Annotated in this window: 13 protein-coding genes; 7 read left to right on the top strand and 6 right to left on the bottom strand. The window is 71.6% G+C overall.

What is annotated here, in order from left to right; genetic code table 11:
- Nucleotides 1-107: 107 nt before the first annotated feature.
- Nucleotides 108-731: a hypothetical protein gene (locus ACFQV6_RS18750; RefSeq protein WP_378028783.1), complete on the bottom strand. Its 624-nt coding sequence runs from the start codon at nt 729-731 to the stop codon at nt 108-110.
- Between the two features lie 314 nt (nt 732-1,045).
- Here ACFQV6_RS18750 and ACFQV6_RS18745 point away from each other — a divergent pair, with 314 nt between their 5' ends.
- The 4 genes from ACFQV6_RS18745 (at nt 1,046) to ACFQV6_RS18730 (ending at nt 5,253) form a co-directional block, all read left to right on the top strand.
- Entirely contained in the window at nt 1,046-1,819 is a 774-nt protein-coding gene (locus ACFQV6_RS18745; RefSeq protein WP_378028782.1) for an exodeoxyribonuclease III, read from the top strand.
- A 112-nt stretch (nt 1,820-1,931) separates the two neighbouring features.
- A complete protein-coding gene (locus ACFQV6_RS18740) occupies nt 1,932-3,647 on the top strand; it encodes a PP2C family protein-serine/threonine phosphatase (RefSeq protein WP_378028781.1) in 1,716 nt (571 codons plus the stop codon).
- On the top strand, nt 3,644-4,702 hold the full coding sequence (locus ACFQV6_RS18735) for a B12-binding domain-containing protein (protein WP_378028780.1): 1,059 nt from the start codon (nt 3,644-3,646) through the stop codon (nt 4,700-4,702). Before ACFQV6_RS18740 ends, ACFQV6_RS18735 begins: the two co-directional genes overlap by 4 nt.
- A 281-nt stretch (nt 4,703-4,983) precedes the next feature.
- Nucleotides 4,984-5,253 (top strand): hypothetical protein, encoded by a 270-nt coding sequence (locus ACFQV6_RS18730; RefSeq protein ID WP_378028779.1) that lies wholly within the window; start codon nt 4,984-4,986, stop codon nt 5,251-5,253.
- Between the two features lie 75 nt (nt 5,254-5,328).
- Here the strand turns inward: ACFQV6_RS18730 and ACFQV6_RS18725 are convergent, their stop codons facing one another.
- The 3 genes from ACFQV6_RS18725 to hrpA all read right to left on the bottom strand — a co-directional run bounded on the left by ACFQV6_RS18725 (nt 5,329) and on the right by hrpA (nt 11,180).
- On the bottom strand, nt 5,329-6,063 hold the full coding sequence (locus ACFQV6_RS18725; RefSeq protein ID WP_378028778.1) for a LamG-like jellyroll fold domain-containing protein: 735 nt from the start codon (nt 6,061-6,063) through the stop codon (nt 5,329-5,331).
- A gap of 454 nt (nt 6,064-6,517) precedes the next feature.
- Nucleotides 6,518-6,898, bottom strand: coding sequence for a DUF6401 family natural product biosynthesis protein (locus tag ACFQV6_RS18720; RefSeq protein WP_378028777.1), 381 nt, complete (start codon nt 6,896-6,898; stop codon nt 6,518-6,520).
- A gap of 352 nt (nt 6,899-7,250) precedes the next feature.
- Complete coding sequence (gene hrpA, locus ACFQV6_RS18715) at nt 7,251-11,180, bottom strand: ATP-dependent RNA helicase HrpA (RefSeq protein WP_378028776.1); 3,930 nt, start codon at nt 11,178-11,180, stop codon at nt 7,251-7,253.
- Nucleotides 11,181-11,301: 121 nt separating this feature from the next.
- Between hrpA and ACFQV6_RS18710 the strand changes: the two genes are divergently transcribed.
- Nucleotides 11,302-11,676, top strand: coding sequence for a response regulator (locus tag ACFQV6_RS18710; protein WP_378028775.1), 375 nt, complete (start codon nt 11,302-11,304; stop codon nt 11,674-11,676).
- Between the two features lie 8 nt (nt 11,677-11,684).
- On the opposite strand, the gene ACFQV6_RS18705 is transcribed toward ACFQV6_RS18710, so the two are convergent.
- On the bottom strand, nt 11,685-14,015 hold the full coding sequence (locus ACFQV6_RS18705; RefSeq protein WP_378028774.1) for an ATP-binding protein: 2,331 nt from the start codon (nt 14,013-14,015) through the stop codon (nt 11,685-11,687).
- 34 nt (nt 14,016-14,049) lie between these two features.
- Nucleotides 14,050-15,177: a sporangiospore maturation cell wall hydrolase GsmA gene (gene gsmA, locus ACFQV6_RS18700; RefSeq protein ID WP_378028773.1), complete on the bottom strand. Its 1,128-nt coding sequence runs from the start codon at nt 15,175-15,177 to the stop codon at nt 14,050-14,052.
- A gap of 238 nt (nt 15,178-15,415) precedes the next feature.
- Between gsmA and ACFQV6_RS18695 the strand changes: the two genes are divergently transcribed.
- Both ACFQV6_RS18695 and ACFQV6_RS18690 read left to right on the top strand, forming a co-directional pair.
- Nucleotides 15,416-16,336, top strand: coding sequence for a phosphatase PAP2 family protein (locus tag ACFQV6_RS18695; protein WP_378028772.1), 921 nt, complete (start codon nt 15,416-15,418; stop codon nt 16,334-16,336).
- Between the two features lie 167 nt (nt 16,337-16,503).
- Entirely contained in the window at nt 16,504-17,040 is a 537-nt protein-coding gene (locus ACFQV6_RS18690; RefSeq protein ID WP_378028870.1) for a general stress protein, read from the top strand.
- Nucleotides 17,041-17,073 lie beyond the last annotated feature (33 nt).

Here is a 17,073-nt window from a genome sequence, read left to right as displayed (position 1 = left end):
GCTTCCTTTCGTGGCCCGGCTTCCTTTCGTGGCCCGGGCTTCCTTTCGTGGCCCGGGCTTCCTTTCGTGGCCCGGGCTTCCTTTCGTGGCCGGGTCTGCGGCCGGGGTCAGGCCCGGTCGCGCAGGTGCTCGCGGCGCTCGGGAAGGCCGGCGCGGCGCTCGCGGAAGCCCGTGCGCCGCTCCTCCCGCCGGACCGGCGCGCTGCCGAGGGGGAACTCGTACATCCAGAACGACTGGGCGTCGAGCCGGGTCGGCTGAGCGCGGCCGGCGACCCGGCCCAGGATCATCGAGATCATCCGGGGCAGGGCGTGCCGCTCCTCGTTGAACGAGCAGATGTCCACGAACACCCGGCCCTCGGCGGCGCCGATCGCGGCGTACATGGCGCGGAGCAGTGCGATGAAGACACCGGCACCGCGGGTTGTCTTCTGAGACCCTACGAACAGCACGTAGAACAGCCGTTTCGCCTGGTAAAGGTCCGGCCAGTGGTGCTCGAAGTAGTCCGGCGAGATCAGCGTCACCGAATCCAGGTCGGTGGTCATCACGCCCATGCCGACAACCGTGCCGTCCTCGTCGACCGAGACGTACTTGTCGGCCCGCGGATCGGTCATCAGCTCGTCGAACTCCTCGCGGTACAGCAGGTGCCGGTTGGCAGCCAGATACCGCAGCTCGTCGAAGGTCTCCCGATAGAAGGCCCACGCCGCGTCCAGCATCTCCGCCGGCAGTACCGGCATGATTTCCACTCGCATCGTCGCCCCCGGTGCACATCGCCTCTCTCGCTGACAAACCTGTCAGGAGCACTGGTGCCGCGAGGGCAACTCGGGCATTATTCGCCCCGGGAATCCTGGGGTAAGCCACGTCACACCAAGCTGGGAGGGACGACCATGGCGGCGCTGATCGGTACCGAGACAGGTGCTCTCTGGCTCGTCATGCTGCTCCTGGTCCTGGCCGCCGGTCTCGGCGCGGCGCTGCTCGCCGCCACGCGCCGCCGGTAGGACGCCGGGCCGGTGGACGCGCACACCCCCGGCGGATGCGGCAGGCTGTGCTGATGCGCTTCGCGACGTGGAACGTCAACTCGGTCAAGGCCCGGCTGCCCCGCCTGCTCGACTGGCTCGCCGGCACCTCACCGGACGTCGTCTGCCTCCAGGAGACCAAGGTGGCCGAGGACGGCTTCCCGGAGAAAGAGGTGGCCGAGCTGGGGTATGAGACCGCCGCGTACGGTCAAGGTCGCTGGAACGGCGTAGCGATCCTCTCCCGCACAGGTCTCGACGACGTGCGCCGGGGCTTCGCCGGCGAGCCCGGCTATCCCGGGCCGGAGGCCCGCGCGATCAGCGCGCGCTGCGGTGGCATCCGCTTCATGTCGGTGTACGTGCCGAACGGCCGCACCCCCGACGACCCGCACTACACCTACAAGCTGGAGTGGCTCGCCGCCCTGCGCACCGCGCTCGTCCCCGACCTGGCGGCCGGTCCTCTGGTCGTGGCCGGCGACTACAACGTGGCGCCCACCGACGACGACGTGTGGGACCGCGCGGTGTTCAACGGGTCCACCCACGTGACCCCGCCGGAGCGGGCCGCGCTCGCCGCGATCCGGGACCTCGGGCTCGCCGACGTGCCCGCGCGGCCGCTCAAGGGCGACCGGCCGTTCACCTATTGGGATTACCGGGCCGGCATGTTCCATCAGAACAAGGGCATGCGGATCGACCTCGTCTACGCGAGCCCGGACGTCACCGCACGGGTGACGGATGCCGTGGTGGATCGCGAGGCCCGCAAGGGCAAGGGCCCCTCGGATCACGCTCCGATCGTCGTCGATCTGGACGGCTGACGGCCAAGATCACCAGGAGCTGTCCCAGCCGCCGGTGCGGTGAAGCCGTAGGCTGGGTGGGATTCTGCACGGTGCACGCGTATTGACCGGCGGGGAGAGACGGGAGGCGATGATGACAGCGCGAACGCCGGCCGGGGCCGGCGAGCCGCTGACGGCCACAGTCCCGGTCACGCCCACACCGGCCCTGCTCGGGGCGGTCTTCGAGGCGGCGACCGAGGCCATGCTGCTGTGCTCGGCCGACGACCACCGGGTGCTGATGGCGAACGCCGCAGCACGCCGGCTCCTGCCCGGCTTGCTGCCTCACCACGACCTCGCCACCGCTCCCCTGCCCGCGCTCAGCCGGGCCACCGCGGAGAACGCGGACTCGTTCCGGGCCGAGCACGACGGCCGCTGCGTCTACGGGATGCGGCGCGAACTCGACGACCGGCACTACGCCTGGTTCGTCCGCGACCACACCGACGAGCGTGAGCGCGAGGCGGCCCTGGAGGTCGAGCGCTCCCGGACGGCGTTCCTCGCCGAGGCGGGACGGCGGCTCTCCGCGTCGCTGAACGTGCAGCGCTGCGCCCGGACCACTGTCGAGCTCGCGGTGGCACACCTCGCCGACGCCGCCGTCGTGGTCCAGCCGGCCAGCCACCGGCAGAGTGCCTGGACCCGGCTCGTGCCGGGCAAGGCCGTCGAGACCGATGCCCTGCGCGAGAAACGGCTCGCCGAGGTTCCCGGCCTGCTGGAGGCGCTCGGCGGCTTCCCGCCGATCCCGAGCCGCTGGATCGACGCCGGGCAGGCACCCGCATGGCTGTTCCCGGGCGACGCGGGCCCGGTCGGCGCCCTGCTCGTGGTGCCGCTCCCGGGCAACGCCGAGCCCGCCGGCGCGCTGATCCTGGCCCGGTTCGGTGCCGGTGCCGCGTTCACCGGGGAGGACGAGTTGCTGGCCCGGGTCTTCGCTGCCCGCGCCGGCGCCGCGATCTCCGCCGCCATGCTCTACCGGGAGCAGGTGGACACCACCGCCGTGCTCCAGGCCGACCTGCTGCCGCCGGAGCTGCCCGCCGCCGAGGGCTTCGAGCTGACCGGTTCCTATCAGGCGGCCCGCGAGGCGCTGCGGATCGGCGGCGACTTCTACGACGTGTTCGGCCCGGCCGGCGACAGCACCGACACCGTGATCGCGCTCGGCGACGTGTGCGGCAGCGGCCCCGAGGCCGCGGTGCTCACCGGCAAGGTCCGCCAGACGCTGCGCGCCCTGCGGCTCATGCAGGCCGCACCCGAGGCGATGCTGAAGGTGCTCAACGAGGCGCTGCTCCAGTCGAGCCGCCAGCACCGGTTCGTCACGATGGTGATCGGGTCGATCACCCGGATCGACCACGGGCGGGTCCGTCTCCACCTGGCCAGCGGCGGGCACCCGGCACCGCTGGTCCTGCGCGGCGACGGCACCGTCGAGGAGGTGCCGACCAGCGGCACCCTGATCGGCGTGATGCGGCGGACCGTGGTGCGCCCGGCCTCCGTCGATCTGGCACCCGGCGAGCTGTGCCTGCTCTACAGCGACGGCCTCACCGAGGCCCGCGGCGGCCCCACCGGCACCGAGCAGTACGGCGAGGCACGCCTGCACCAGGCCCTCGCCGAATGCCAGGGCCTGCCCGGCGCGGCCACCGTCGAACGCATCCGCCAGCTCGTGTCCGACTGGGCCCGCGGCGGCAACCAGGACGACATCGCCATGCTCGCGGTCCGCGCACCCAGCCGGACACCGCTGAGCCTGCGCGGCGGCGGCAAACCCGCCACCTCGCCCTACGTGATCGCCGCCCGGCTCGGCGACCGGCGGACCCGGGCCCACTCGTGACCGCCTCCACCCGGCCGCTCTCGCTCGCCGACCCCGGCCTCGCCGACCACTACCTCACCCTGATCGGTGACGGCGACGAACACGGTGCGACAGCGCTCGTCGGCGCCCTGCTCGACAGCGGAACGGCGGCACAGCGCGTCATCGTCGACCTGATCGCTCCCACCCAGGGCCGGGTCGGCGAACTGTGGGCGGCCAACGAGTGGTCCGTCGCCCGCGAGCACGCGGCCACCGCCGTGAGCGAGCGTGCCCTGGCCGCCGTCGCCGTGCGTACCACAGTGCCGCCGGCCCGCGGCCGGATCACGCTCGCCTGCGTCGACGGCGAGTGGCACGGCCTGCCCGCCCGGATGCTCGCCGAACTGCTGCGCCTCGACGGCTGGCGGGTCGACTTCCTCGGCGCCAGCGTGCCCGGCCGGCACCTGATCACCCACCTGCACCAGACCGGCCCCGACGCCGTCGCACTGAGCTGCATGATCCCCACCCGCCTGCCCCGGGCACACGCCGCGATCACCGCCTGCCGCGCCGCCGGTGTCCCGGTGATCGCCGGCGGCCGCGGCTTCGGCCCCGACGGCCGGTACGCCCAGCGCCTCGGCGCCGACGCCTGGGCCGCCACCGGCGAGGAGGCGGTCGTCCTGCTCGCCACCGACTGGCCCCCGCCGTACGTGCCCGACGTCCCGTTCCTCGACGCCGACAGCTTCCTCGGCGACGAGGAGTACACGCACCTCGTCCGCTCCCGCCCCCAGCTGATCGCGACAGCGATGGGGCGGCTCGCCGCCGCCTATCCGGTGGCCCACCACTACGACCACGGCCAGCTGGAAGCCACCGCGGAGGACCTGGGGCACATCGCCGACTTCCTGGCGGCGGCCCTCTACGTCGGCGAGGAACAGATCTTCACCGGCTTCGTCGACTGGACCCGGGACGTGCTGGCCGCCCGCGGGGTGCCGCTGGCCGCGCTGCGCGCCGGGATGCGGCTGATCCGCGACCAGCTGATCGATTTCCCCGCCGCGATCACCATGCTTGACGCGGCTGCTGGACGGCTGGCTGAGCAGGGCGAATAAATCGGTTGGCAGGGTTCGCGGGCGTGACTACCGTGAGCGCCATGCTGTGATGGTTCCCGGATCCGCCCGCCCCGCCTTCTGTCGCGGGTGGCGTGTCCTTACAGGTCAGCCCGCCGGCCGGCCGTTCCCGGGGATCGTCGCGTTCCCGCCCGCTCGCTGCGGGCGTGGGTTTACGCAGGTGTGCCGTCCCCGTTTGCGGTGCTGGTCATTCGCTTCGTGCTCCCTGTGCCGTCGCCGCTTCTTCGAAACCGGCCCGCCGGGAGCCCTCCGGAGGTATCGATATGCCTGCCACGCCGTTTTCCGTACATCTGAACCTCGACGACATCGCGCGCCGCGACATCGCGGCGGCCCTGCAACGCCCGGCTGCGGCCGGCTCGCCTTCATCGCCCGGCTCGCCTTCATCGCCTGACGCGCCGCAGGCCACCGTCGAGGCCGGCCATCACGGTGCCCGGGACAGCCGCCAGGCAGCCCGGGAGCGCTCCGGCCGTGACCGGTCGGGCCGGGCCGCCGGAGCCGCCGGTGGCCGCAGCTACGCCTTCCGCCGCAGCTGACCGAACAAGCCCCGGGTGACATCACCCGGGGCTTGTCTCTCAGCCTCGCCTTGTCTCTCAGCCTCGCCTTGTCTCTTAGCCGAGCTGGGCGTATACGTCGTCGACCTGGCCGTGGTACATGTCGCCGTTGCGGGCGAAGTTCGGCCCGCCCACACGCAGCGGCAGGTTGTTGTCGACCGACAGCGTGCTCGGCACCGTGGCGCGCTCGCCCGGCACACCGTCCACCGAGATCGTCAGCACCGTGCCGGACCGCTGGCACACCACCCGGTGCCACCCGCCGTCGATGACCGGCTTCGCGGAGAGCGCCGTGTACGCCTGCCCGCTGCCCTTGGCCACCATCACACACTGGGCCCGCCCGGTCGGGCCGCCGATCTGCATCTTCCACTGGCTGTCCGTGGTCGCGACGCCCTTCTGCACGACGTTCGCCGAGCCGGTTAGCTGCGCCCGGGTCAGCCGGACCGCCGCCGCCCACCGGAACCCACGGGTACCCGGGTCCAGATCGGCGTCGTCCGGCGCCTCGAGGAGCGCCTTCGCACAGCTCGGAGCGGTGGCCGCACACGGCGCCGGGAACGCGGCGAACCGCCCGGCACCCATCGCGACGAAGCTGACCAGACCGTTGCCGACCCCACGGACGGCGAGCGGACTTCCCCGCCCGGAGAGCTCGGCGACCCGCCCGGAGACAGCCCCGCCGTCGAAGTTGTACCGGGCGACGAGCGCCGGCCCGGGAACGACCACGGGTGCGGCGACCGCCGGGGCGGCCATGACCGGGACGGCGAGAACAGCGAGAAGCGAGAGCCTAGGGATCTTCATGAGACGAAGATGCCTTGGAATCCGGTTTGGTGCATTAGTGCCCATAAAAAGTAGATCGTACGGGTTGATCCGCTCACCCTGCCGCAGCGCCACTCCCCCGCCCGAGCCCAGCCGGCTCCGAAACACCCCCCAACATGCCTGCCCGCCAGCCGAGCTGGCACCCGGACCCCGTTCACGCGCTCAGAACACGCCTCACCGCCAGCCGGGCAACCCCGAGCTGGCACTCAGACACCCTTCACGGCCCCCATAACGTGTCTGAGCGCCAGCCGAGAAGATCGGGCTGGCGCTCAGATACGTAATCGGACGGCGGAAAGGTGCCTCAGCGCCAGCCGGGGCGGCGGGCCAGGGGGCCGCGGGTCAGGGGGCTGCGGGTCAGAGGCGGACGGCGGGTCAGAGGCGGACTGCGGAAAGGTGCCTCAGCGCCAGCCGGGGCGGCGGGCCAGGGGGCCGCGGGTCAGAGGAGGTCGGCGGCGTCGGCGAGGAGGCAGACCGCGACCAGGCGGAGCAACGGCCATCCCGCCCGGAGCCACTCCCCCGTGGTCGTCGGGGCGAAGCCGGGCTCCGGGATCGGGCGGCCCATCCGGACCGAACCGGCGGCGATGGATCGCGCATAGGACGCGAGCCCGTCAGCATCGGCCGCGCGGCCGGCGCTGTGCAGGGCGTCGCGGACAGCCGCCGCGTGCTGGTCGATCCGTGCCAGCAGGGCGGGTTCGGCGAACGCGGCGGTCAGCCCGTCGACACCAACCCGCGCCATCATCTCGTCGAGGTACGCACCAGCGGGAAGAGCGGCAGCGACGGCGGCGATCGGGGCGAAGGCGAGGTTCTCGTTCGTCATGCGGAAGACGCTAGAGGGCCGGGAACAGCCGGGACAGGGGCGTAACCGAACGGCACCTCAAGCGCCACCCGCTCCGCAACCGGGGCAACCGGACGGCACCCGCCGCAACCTCCCAGCAGCCTGAACTCCCCGAAAACCGCCCTGTTCACGCCTCCGCGAGGCGCCCCTCCGCACGCTCACCACAGGCGCACACCGTGTGGCGGCATGCGCCCCCGGGTGCCCAAAAATCACACACTAGGGGACGTCGCGCGGTTGAGCGGAGCGGCGATGCGGCTAGGAGCGAGGGCAGGCGCACACGTTCCGGAGCACCCTCCCCAAGGCGGGTGCTCACGGCGTACCTCTGAACTGGTCTTCAAAGGGGCAGCGCGTCCATCGCCTTGTAGATCCGCTTGTCGGAGACCGGATAGGCGGTGCCCAGGCTCTGGGCGAAGTAGTTGATCCGCAGCTCCTCGATCATCCAGCGGATCTCGCGCAAACCCTCCTCGGCGGGGCCGCCCGTGTTGGCCTCGGCGCGCAGTTCGCGGTACTCGGATTCGATCTCGTGGATTCCGGTGGTGAGCTGGCGGTCGCGGCCCAGGCTGCCGCCGAGGCGGTCGAGGCGGTGGACGATGCCGCGCAGGTAACGCGGAAGGTGGTGGAGCTGCCGCCAGCCGGTCTCGGTGACGAAGCCGGGGTGGACCAGGCCTTTGAGCTGCTGGCGGATGTCGGCGAGGGCGGGCAGCAGGGCGGGGTCGCGCAGGGTTCGCAGGCGCTGGTCGACGTCGTAGGCGGTGGCGAGGACAGCCTGGATCTGGGTGACGACGTTGGCGACGGCGTCGACTAGGTCCTGGCGGACGGTGTCGCGCAGGGAGGCGAATTCGATCGAGGAGAAGACCGGGCCACCGGCGTCGGCGACCAGCTTGTCGACGGCCGCGCCGGCGCAGTCGTCGAGGAGGTCGGCGATGGAGCGGTACGGGTTGCCGCGCGACAGTTCGAGTTTGGCCCGGTTGTCGAGGCGGCCCTGCAGGTAGCGGGCGGCCGGTGGCAGGGTCAGCAGCAGGAGCTTGCGGGTGCCGGCGGCCATCGCCGCGCGCTGGGAGGCCTCGTCCTCGAAGACCCTGATCGCCACGCTGTCGCCCTCGTCGACCAGCGCCGGCCAGACGTTGACCTCGTATCCGCCGCGCACCTGGGCGACCCGGCGCGGCAGCACACCGAAGTCGTTGGTGGTGATGCCGCGGCGTTCCAGGTTGCCGGCCGCCTTGGAGATGGTGGCCTGCACCTTCGGGGCGAGCTGTTTGCGCAGCACGTCGAGGTCGCGGCCCTCGGCGACGACCTCGCCGGCCTCGCTGACGATCCGGAAGTTCATCCGCAGATGGCCGGGGACCTGGTCGGGGCGCCACGCGTCGCGGGGTACGACGGTGCCGGTGAGGCGGCGCAGCTCGGTGCCGATGGCGTCGGGCAGCGGGCCGCGCCGGGCGGGCACCCGGTCGAGGACGGCCTCGGCCCAGTCGGGGACCGGGACGAAGCTGGTGCGCAGGGCTTTCGGCAGGGCGCGGATCAGGGCGATCACGACCTCCTTGCGGAAGCCGGGGACGGACCAGCCGAAATCCTCCGCGTCGACCTTGTTGATCAGGTCGAGCGGCAGCCTGACGGTGACGCCGTCGGCGTGCGAGTTGGGCTCGAACTCGTACGACAGCGGCAGTTTGATGCCGCCGGCCAGCCAGGCGTCCGGGAAGGCGTTCGGGTCGACGGTGTCACGGCCCGCGTTGACCAGGTCGTCACGGGTGAAGGTGAGCAGGTCGGGATTTTCCCGGCGGGCGTTCTTCCACCAGCCGTCGAAATGGCGGGAGGAGATGACGTCGGCGGGAATGCGGGCGTCGTAGAGCGCGTACACGGTCTCGTCGTCGACGGCGATGTCGCGGCGCCGGGCCCGGTTCTCGATCTCGGTGATCTGCTTGAGAAGACGGTTGTTGGTGTCGAAGAACTTGTGGTGGGTCTCCCAGTCACCTTCGACGAGCGCGTGCCTGATGAACAGTTCCCGGGAGACGACCGGGTCGACCTTTCCGTAACCGACGCGGCGGCGCGGAACGATCGGCAGACCGTAGAGGGTGACCTTTTCGAACGCCATCACGGCGCCCATCTTGCGGTCCCAGTGCGGTTCGCTGTAACTGTGTTTGACCAGGTGCGGGGCGAGTTTCTCGGCCCATTCCGGCTCGATGCGGGCATTCACCCGGGCCCACAGGCGGCTGGTCTCCACCAGTTCCGCGGACATCACCCAGCGGGGCTGGCGCTTGAACAGGGCGGAGCCCGGGAAAATGGCGAACTTCCCGCCGCGGGCACCGATGTACTCGCGCTTCTCCTGGTCCTTCATGCCGATGTGGCTGAGCAGGCCCGCGAGCAGGGCGGTGTGCACGGCCGGTGTCGCGACCCCGGCTTCCCAGTCCTCTTTCACCGCCAGATTCAGCGTACGGGCGACCTGCTTCAGCTGCGAGTAGATGTCCTGCCACTCGCGGACCCGCAGGTAGTTCAGATATTCCGCACGGCACAGCCGCCGGAACTGGTTCCCGGACAGTTCCTGCTGTTTCTCCCGCAGGTAGCGCCAGAGGTTGAGGAAGGTGAAGAAATCCGATTCCTTGTCGGTGAACCGGGCGTGTTTCTCGTCGGCCTGCTGCTGTTTGTCGGCGGGGCGCTCGCGCGGGTCCTGGATCGACAGGGCGGCCGTGATCACCATGACCTCGGCGACGCACTCCTGCCGGTCGGCCTCGATCACCATGCGGGCGAGCCGCGGATCGACGGGCAGCGCGGCGAGCTGGCGGCCCATCGGGGTGAGCTTGCGGTCGTCGAGCGCGCCGAGCTCTTCGAGCAGCTTGATGCCGTCGTTGATGTTGCGCCGGTCCGGCGGGTCGATGAACGGGAACTTCTGCAGGTCGCCGAGGCCCAGGCTGGTCATCTGCAGGATGACGCTGGCCAGGTTGGTCCGCAGGATCTCCGGCTCGGTGAACTCGGGCCGCTGCTCGAAGTCCTCCTCGGTGTAGAGCCGGATGCAGATGCCGTCGGACGTCCGCCCGCAGCGGCCCTTGCGCTGGTTGGCGCTGGCCTGCGAGATGGGCTCGATGGGCAGCCGCTGCACCTTGAGGCGGTGCGAGTACCGGCTGATCCGCGCGGTGCCGGGGTCGATCACGTAGCGGATGCCGGGGACGGTCAGCGAGGTCTCGGCGACGTTGGTGGCGAGCACGACCCGGCGGCCGGTGTGCCGCTCGAAGACCCGGTGCTGTTCGGCGGCGGAGAGCCGGCCGTAGAGCGGGACGATCTCGGTGTTGCGCAGGTCGCGCTTGGCCAGCGCGTCGGCGGTGTCGCGGATGTCGCGCTCGCCGGAGAGGAAGACCAGGATGTCGCCGTCGCGGGGCAGCTCGTCGACGGCCGCGGCGATGCCGTCGATCTGGTCGATGGGCTCCTCACGGATCTCGTCGTCGGTGAGGACGGTGGCCGTCACGAGGGGCCGGTAGCGCACCTCCACCGGATAGGTACGCCCGGACACCTCGATCACCGGGGCGGGCTTGCCCCCGGCGTCGGCGAAGTGCTCGGCGAACCGCGCGGTCTCGATCGTCGCCGACGTGATGATCAGCTTGAGGTCGGGGCGCTTGGGCAGCAGCTCCCGCAGGTAGCCGAGGATGAAGTCGATGTTGAGGCTGCGCTCGTGCGCCTCGTCGATGATCAGCGTGTCGTAACGGCGCAGCATCCGGTCGTTCTGGATCTCGGCGAGCAGGATGCCGTCGGTCATCACCTTGACCATGGTGTCGTCGCTGACCTGGTCGGTGAAGCGCACCTTGTAACCGACTGTCGAGCCGAGCGGCCGGTCCAGCTCCTCGGCGATCCGCTCGGCCACGGTCCGGGCCGCGATCCGGCGCGGCTGGGTGTGCCCGATCTGCCCGCGCACACCCCGCCCCAGCTCCAGGCAGATCTTCGGCAGCTGGGTGGTCTTGCCGGACCCGGTCTCGCCGGCGACGACAACCACCTGGTGGTCACGGATCGCCGCGGCGATGTCGTCCTTGCGGATGCTGACCGGCAGCGACTGCGGATAGACGATCCGGGGAACGCTGGTCAGGCGGCTCTCGAGCCGCAGCTGAGCGGCCTCGACCTCGGCCGCGATCTCGGCGAGCGCGGCGGAGCGGGCCGCGTCGTCGCGGATCCGCCGGGTCCCGTCGAGGCGGCGCTGCAGGCGCCGCTCGTCACGGGGAAGCAGCTGGGAGATACGTCGGCGCAGCTCGGGCACGGCCGGAGCGGGAGAAGGCGATATCGACATGGCGCGCCAAGGATAGGCGGAACCGGCCCGAAACGCCTGGTGATTAACACCGCCCGTGTCCCGGGGGCCGGGTGGATCGATATCCCCCTTGAAAACACGAGCTTCAGAGACGAGGTCAACGGTGATCGTTGTCGCGGAAGATCACGACGACATCAGGTACGTGCTGCAACGCTCCCTGGAACGGGCCGGGCACCGCGTCGTGGCGGCGGCTGACGGCGCGGCGGCTCTCGCGGCGATCCGCGAGCACCGGCCGGATCTGGTCGTCACGGACGTCGACATGCCGAAGATGACCGGCCTGGACCTGTGCCGCGCCATCCGGGCCGACGTGGACCTGCGGCACATCCCGGTGGTGGTGGCCAGCGGTTCGCTGATGCCGGGCGACGGCCGGGCCGAGGACGCGGGAGCCTCGGCGACGCTGCTGAAGCCGTTCGTGCCGGCCCAGCTGCTGGCGCTGATCGCGACCCTGCTCCCGCACACCGCCCAGGGGCTGCCCTGAGGACGGGCCTAGTCCTGGTGCTGCCGGTCCCGGGACGGTGCCGGTACCGGGTGCTCGGCGGGTAGCGGCGGGCCGCCCATGCCGGGCAGGTGGGCGGCCTCCAGGATGGCGGCACGCTCGGCGAGCGCACGGTCCAGGGCGGCGCGTACGGCTTCGTCCTCCTGCGGTTCACCGGTGGACATCGCGGGTTCCTCCTGCTGGTGCGGGGTGGCGGCGGCGGGCAGCGTGAAGTGGAAGCGCGTACCCCCGCCGTGGTTGTCGGCGACGCCGATCTCGCCGCCGTGACGTTCCACGATGCGCTTGCAGATCGCCAGGCCCAGGCCGGTTCCGGCGTAGCCGGCGGCCTGCTCGGTACGGTGGAACGACTCGAAAACGTGCGGCTTCTCGCCGTCCGGGATGCCGATGCCGCAGTCGGCGATCTCGATCCGCACCCGGTCCGGCCCCTCGGCCCGCCCGGTCACCTCGACCCGCGGCGCGCTGCCCGGGCGAACGTACTTGACCGCGTTGCCGATCAGGTTGTCCAGGACGTGCCGCAGCATCCGGGCGTCCGCCTCCACCCGCGGCAGCCTGCCGACCGACCACTGCGCCGCCGGCTGGCCCGCACCGGCCCGGTGCGCGACCCGGTCCTCGATCACCTCGTGGACCAGCGGTTCCAGCTCCACCGGGGCGAGACGCAGCGGCGCGTGCCGGGCGGTGGTGTACGCCAGCAGCGTCTCGATCAGCGCGTCCATCCGGTCGAGGGCCTGCACCACCCGCCGCACCGACTCCTGCGCGTCGGCGACCGCCGTCAGATCGCCGAGCAGGTCCTCCAGCGCCAGTTCGGCGTGTCCCCGGGCCACCGACAGCGGCGCCTTGAGGTCGTGCGCCACCACGCCCGCGAAGATGGTCAGGTCGGTCTCGTAGCGGCGCAGCTCGGTGATGTCCCGGAACACCGCGACCGCGCCCCGCGCCCCGGCGCTGAGGTCGAGCGGCCGCCCGTCGACGCTGAGCAGCACCCCTTCCGGCCGTCCCGCGTTGCGGATGACCACCTCGACACCGTCCGACGACTCGCCGCGCAATCCCCGGATCAGCGGCATCTCGTCGAGCGGCAGCGGGGTCTTGCCGTCCGCCCGATAGGCGCCGTAGTGCTCCTGCCACAGCTCGGGCTCGTCGCTGTCCTCGGACACGCCCTGCAGGCGCCGCCCGGCGGGGTTGTGCAGCAGCACCGAGCCGTCCTGGTCCACCACGACCACGCCGTCGCTGATCCCGGTCAGGATCGCGCCGAGCAGGTCGGCCTGGCTGCGGCTCTCCGCCTCGGCCTCGCGCAGCTCGGCGGTGGCCACCGCAACCTGGTCGCGGGCCCGGGACCGGCCGGTAGCCAGCACGTGCACCAGCCAGGCCAGCAACAGGGTGAGCAGCAGGCCGCCGATCAGGGCGATCGCGGCGGGGTGCCCACCGGCGCCGGGAAGCCGGCCGGAGTCCGCCCGGGTCTGCAGCGTCCAAAGGCGGTCACCCACCTCGAACTCCGAGGTGCGGGAGAGGTCCGGCTTGCCGGGCACCCGCCAGTCGGCGATGGTGACCCGGCTGCCGTCGCTGTTCGCCGCGGTCAGGGTGCCGAAGAGGTGCCCCTGGCTGGTGGTGTCCAGGATGCCGGAGAGGAAGCTGCGGCCGCGCAGGCCCAGGACCATCCAGCCGACGAACCTCGGCGTGTTGGCCCGGGTCCACATCGGCGCGGCGAAGACGAAGGACTCCTGCTGCTCGGCGACGGGCCGCCCGCGGTCGCGCAGCAGGACGTAGGTGTCGGAGGCGGTGGTCTGGTGGAGCCGGCGGGCCTCCTGCAGGGCGGTCCGCAACTCCGGGAGCGTGATCAGGTCGGTGCCTGTCACGCCGCCTTCCTCGGAGTCGTTCAGCAGCTGGGTGTAGATCGTGAAGAAGTGCTCGCCGGTACCGACCGGCCGCATGGTCAGGCCGGAGGCACCGAGGTCGCGCCACTTCTTCTCCTCGGCGGGCACGTCCCCGGTCCGGACCGGGACGACGAACGCCAGCGCGGCCGCCCCGATCAGGTGGGCGTCGGCGAGCGCGGAACTGGACACGTCGAAGTCGTCCCAGGTCAGCGTGGTCTGGCTGGCCGCACCAGCGGCGAGGGTCTCCAGGACGGCGCGGTAACGGCCGATCTCGGTCTCCACCGCGGCGAGGGTCATCGCGTGACGCTGGTCCATCACGCGCTCGGCCTTGTCCTGCTGGCCCGCGTGCAGGCCGGCGGCCACCAGTGCGGTCACGAGAAGGCCCGTGACCAGCACGGCAGCGGCGAGCAGCGGGCCGGTGGCCCGCCGCTCGCTCCTCTTCCGACCCTCCACCATAAAGAGCGTATGCCGCAAAACGCCCTCGTTGGTGTTACTTCCAGGTGTCGTAGCGGTACAGGTTGTAGGTGGCCATGATGCCGGTGACCTTGGTGTAGTACTTCGGGTCGGTGGCGTACCCGGCCTTCCACACGGTCCAGATGAACTTGTTGGCGTCCCGGGTGTAGGTGAACGCCGGGCCGTACCGCTTGTTGTCGCGCAGGAAGTGGCCGTGGTCGCGGAACGAGCGCGCCATCGTGGCGTAGGTGCGGAACGCGTCAGCCGTCTCGAAGCACTTGCCGGCCTTGGTGCACTCGTCGGTCCGGTAGACGTGGCAGCCGGTGGCGTGCGGGCCGTAGTAGCCGTTCTGGCACTTGATCCCGAAGTAGTTGCGGTCCGTCGCGGACAGGCTGCTGCGGCCCCAGCCGGACTCCAGGATCGACTGGGCGATGGTCACTGACGGCGGGACGCCGTACTGGCGCCAGCCCTGCTGGGCACCGGGCACGGCGGCGGCGATGAACTGGTCGGGCGTCAGGGCGGGCTGCGCCGGTGCGGGCACGGGGACGGGCGCCGGGCAGGCCTTGACGGCCGGGGAGACGACGTACGCGTGAGAGATGTACTTACCGTCGGTGAGCCGGTCCCACTGTGTGGTGGTCCGGACGGTCCCGGCAACCCGGGCACCCTGTACGGCACACGACACCTTCACCGTCGCACCGTTGGCGACCTTGCGGGCCACGCCGCTCACGGTGGACGAGCCGGTGCGCACGTTGACCACACCGTCGGCGCTGCGCACCCGGCCGGTCACGAACGTCGCGGTCTTGGCATCGCGAGGTGCCACCGGTCCGGCGGCAGTGCAAGAGGAAACCTTGGCTTTGGTACGGACGTAAGCGTGCGAAATGTAGGACCCGTCACTGAGCCGGTCCCAGGTGGCCGTGGTGCGGACCTTTCCCCGGACCGGCTGGCCGGTCACCGAGCAGTCGACGGTGACCTTCTGCCCGTCGCGCAGCGAGCCGACCACCTTGGCGGTCAGGGTGGGCGCCGAGCGGGCCTTCAGCGCGCTGCCGACGTCGATGGTGGCCGCGGAACCGGCCGCGGACGCCGCGACCGGCGACACACCCACCCCGGTCCCGGCGGCAAGCACCAGCAGAGCGCCGGTGAGCAGTCGTCGGGTGCTGTGCGACATGAAAGAACGTCCCCTCGTTGCGGCAGCCATCGCCTATGAAGGTCCGTTCCGGGCGTTGCGCCCCCGGAGCCGAAAAGGGTGCGGGCGCGTTGCGATGATCCGGCGGGCGCCGGAAAGGGTGCGGGCGCGTTGCAGTGACTCAGGCAACGCCGGGGAGGATGATCGCCCGTGCTTGGAAAATCACGCCACGGGGAAAGGCGTGACGACATCGCCAGCGCCAGTCGCTATGGAGGACGACATGACGGCCGTCGAGCCGCGCCCCGCCCGTGTCAGGACCGCTCCCGTGCCCTCGGGCCGGAGCACCTGGCACACGGTCTCGCCACTGTTCGTCTCCATCACCGCGGCCGCCGGTGCCGCCGCCGTCTGGTACGGCTTCATACGCACCCCGCTGGGCCAGCAGATCGACACCGCGGCGATGCGGGGCGGCGACGTCGACCATCCCCAGGTGACCGACGTGCTCTCCCGTACGCTCAACGCCACCCAGCTGGTGATCCTCGCCCTGGTCTGCGTGCTCGCCGCGGCCCTCGGCGCCCTGCGGCGCCGCCTCGATCTGTCCGTCGCGGCCACCCTCACGGTGATCGCCGCGAACGTCACCGTGCAGATGCTCAAGGCCGGGCTGGACCGGCCGGACCTGGACGGCACCGGGATGCCCAACTCGTTCCCGAGCGGGCACACCGCGGCCGCCGCCTCGGTCGCGTTCGTGCTGGTGCTGGTCTTCCCGCGGGCACTGCGCGGCACTGTCGGGCTGGCCGGCGCCGCCTACGTCGCGGTCGTCGCGGTCGCCACCGTGTGGGCCGAGTGGCACCGCCCCAGCGACGCGGTCGCCGCCCTGCTCATCGTGCTGGCCTGGGGATCGCTGGCGGTGTGGGGCGTACGCCTGCGCCTGTCCGGCGGCACCCGGCCGCTGCACCTCCCGAACCGCCTGGTGATGCTGGTCCTCGGCATCACCGGCGCGGTCACCGCGGCGGCCGCCATGGTCGGCCTGGTCGCCGTGGCCCTGTCCGAGCGGGTCTTCCCGGACTTCGTGTCCGGCAAGTACGCGTTCCTCGCCGGCGCGGCGGGCATCGTCGCCTGCGTCGCCGGCACCTTCATTCTGTGGGTCCGGCTCACCGCGGGCGAACCGCCCGCCGGCCGGCCCGTCCAGGGAGGCAAGAAATGACCACCACCCCCTCCGGCACTCCCTCCGATTCTCCCTCCGGCACCTCTTCCGGTGCTCCTTCCGGTGCTCCTTCCGGCACCTCTTCCGGTGCTCCTTCCGGGCCTCCGGCCGGTGCTTCCTCCGGTCTTCCGGCCGGTGCTGGGCCCGCTGACAACCCGGCGGCCGCGGTGCCCGGTTCGTCGGTGCCGCCCGGTCCGGCCGGGGTTCCCGACCTGCCCAGCAAGGCCGCCGGGCTGGGCCGGAACACCGGCCCGACGGTGGTCGTCGGTTCCTACCCGGACTACGCGCTCGCCCAGCAGGCCGTCGACTACCTGTCGGACAACAAGTTCCCGGTTCAGCGGACCTCGATCGTCGGAACCGACCTGCGCCTGGTCGAGAACGTGCTCGGCCGCCTCACCGTCGGGCGGGCCGCCGTCGCCGGCGCGGCCAGCGGTGCCTGGTTCGGCCTCTTCATCGGGCTGCTCTTCGGCCTGTTCAGCGACTCCGGATGGATCGCGGTCATTCTCACCACGGTGCTGATCGGTGCCGTGTGGGGCGCCATCTTCGGAGCCATCGCGCACGCCGCGACCGGCGGGCGCCGCGACTTCACGTCGCGCAGCTCACTGCAGGCCGCCCAGTACGCGGTACTCGCCGACGCCGAGGTCGCGGACGAGGCACGTCACCTGCTGATCCAGCTGAACTGGCGGGCCAGCGGCGCCCAGTGATCCGGCGGCGGCGCCTCGGCACAGCAACGTGGG

It is taken from the genome of Actinoplanes sp. GCM10030250, assembly GCF_042666575.1.
GTDB lineage: Bacteria > Actinomycetota > Actinomycetes > Mycobacteriales > Micromonosporaceae > Actinoplanes.
This window is presented reverse-complemented; position numbering and strand designations above follow the sequence as displayed.

Coding starts and splice junctions, on each gene's coding strand:
- gsmA (WP_378028773.1), bottom strand. CDS start 15,177: ATGTCGCACAGCACCCGACGACTGCTCACCGGCGCTCTGCTGGTGCTT.
- ACFQV6_RS18750 (WP_378028783.1), bottom strand. CDS start 731: ATGCCGGTACTGCCGGCGGAGATGCTGGACGCGGCGTGGGCCTTCTAT.
- ACFQV6_RS18745 (WP_378028782.1), top strand. CDS start 1,046: ATGCGCTTCGCGACGTGGAACGTCAACTCGGTCAAGGCCCGGCTGCCC.
- ACFQV6_RS18695 (WP_378028772.1), top strand. CDS start 15,416: ATGACGGCCGTCGAGCCGCGCCCCGCCCGTGTCAGGACCGCTCCCGTG.
- ACFQV6_RS18730 (WP_378028779.1), top strand. CDS start 4,984: ATGCCTGCCACGCCGTTTTCCGTACATCTGAACCTCGACGACATCGCG.
- ACFQV6_RS18705 (WP_378028774.1), bottom strand. CDS start 14,015: ATGGTGGAGGGTCGGAAGAGGAGCGAGCGGCGGGCCACCGGCCCGCTG.
- ACFQV6_RS18725 (WP_378028778.1), bottom strand. CDS start 6,063: ATGAAGATCCCTAGGCTCTCGCTTCTCGCTGTTCTCGCCGTCCCGGTC.
- hrpA (WP_378028776.1), bottom strand. CDS start 11,180: ATGTCGATATCGCCTTCTCCCGCTCCGGCCGTGCCCGAGCTGCGCCGA.
- ACFQV6_RS18720 (WP_378028777.1), bottom strand. CDS start 6,898: ATGACGAACGAGAACCTCGCCTTCGCCCCGATCGCCGCCGTCGCTGCC.
- ACFQV6_RS18740 (WP_378028781.1), top strand. CDS start 1,932: ATGACAGCGCGAACGCCGGCCGGGGCCGGCGAGCCGCTGACGGCCACA.